The organism is Corynebacterium sp. HMSC08A12, from assembly GCF_001807485.1.
Lineage (GTDB): Bacteria > Actinomycetota > Actinomycetes > Mycobacteriales > Mycobacteriaceae > Corynebacterium > Corynebacterium evansiae.
Window position 1 is genome coordinate 1 of the sequence record NZ_KV789161.1, and the last position, 1,424, is coordinate 1,424.

Genomic DNA, 1,424 nt, shown 5'->3' on the forward strand with positions numbered 1-1,424 from the left:
GGTTGCGTCCCTTAGTGTGGTGTAACGCTTGCTGATGGTGGGTCCCGGAAAGTAGTGGGCGGCCACCGCCAGTTAGCCTTTCGACTCAACTACCACATCTCACCGAAAGGCCTATGACGATGACCGCTGCACCGTATTCTATCGACCCGACAACCTATCTGGATGATTTGCTGGCCCAAGCGTCTCCGGATTTGATGCGCCAGATGCTGCAAGGGTTTATCAACCAGATCCTCTCCGCCCAGGCTGACACCGTCTGCGGCGCCGAATACGGAGTTGTATCCACCGAGCGGGTCAACCACCGCAACGGGTATCGCCACCGCGACCTTGACACCCGTGTCGGCACGATCGACGTGGCGGTGCCGAAACTGCGCCACGGCGCGTTCTTCCCAGACTGGCTGTTAGAGCGCCGCTCACGAGCAGAACGAGCCTTATCGACTGTGATCGCCACGTGCTACCTTAAAGGGGTTTCCACCCGCAGGATGAATGATCTGGTGGCTACGCTTGGGATTTCCAGCATGTCGAAATCGCAAGTCTCACGCATGTCAGAAGAACTCGACGACATGGTCGCAGACTTCAAAAACCGCCCACTAGACCCCGGCGGGTACGCCTTTTTATCGTGCGATGCGCTCACGATCAAAGTCCGTGAAGGCGGCCGGGTGGTCAAATGCTCAGTGCTGCTTGCCACCGGAGTCAACGCCGACGGGTATCGCGAAATGCTCGGCATGCACGTCGCCACCGCGGAATCCAACGCGTCGTGGAAAGGCTTCTTCCAGGACTTAAAAGCCCGCGGACTTACTGGGGTATTCCTTATCACAAGTGATGCCCACGAAGGCATCCAGCACGCCATTTCCGAAGTGCTGCCCAATGCGTCGTGGCAGCGGTGCCGCACCCATTTCGCGAAGAACCTCTACGAAAAGGTCCCGAAAACACAATGGCCGATGGTCTCTGCGATGTTCCAGACAATCTTCCAGCAACCTGACGCCACATCCACTTGGGCTCAAGCCCGCGAAGTTGTCGACCTACTGGAGCCGAAATTCCCTCACGTCGCGGCGTATTTGGAGGAATCACTCGATGAAGTACTGGCGTTTACCGCAGCGCCGAAACCATTCTGGACGAAGGTGTGGTCAAACAACCCCACAGAACGGTTAAACCGTGAGATCCGCCGGCGCACCGACGTCGTCGGCATTTTCCCAAACCGTGAATCCATCATCCGGCTTGTCGGTGCGGTCCTAGCCGAGCAACACGACGACTGGATCCAACAAAAACGCTACATGTCACTGACCGCACTCGAACACACCAAGCACCTCATGCACCACCCAGGAGAACATCGTGACGACCACCACCAGCTAACCGCCTAACCAAGCCCCGAACTTCATATCGAGCCGAAAGCACAAACGGCTACACCACTACACCGGACTTGACCC

1 protein-coding gene is annotated in these 1,424 nt (G+C 57.4%); it reads left to right on the forward strand.

The window, feature by feature from the left end; translation table 11 throughout:
- Positions 1–119 precede the first annotated feature (119 nt).
- Positions 120–1,358: an IS256-like element IS3506 family transposase gene (locus HMPREF3166_RS00010; RefSeq protein ID WP_210383899.1), complete on the forward strand. Its 1,239-nt coding sequence runs from the start codon at positions 120–122 to the stop codon at positions 1,356–1,358.
- Positions 1,359–1,424: the final 66 nt, after the last annotated feature.

Bases quoted from the DNA above. Each gene is read 5' to 3' on its own strand.
- HMPREF3166_RS00010 (WP_210383899.1), top strand. From the start codon at position 120: ATGACCGCTGCACCGTATTCTATCGACCCGACAACCTATCTGGATGAT.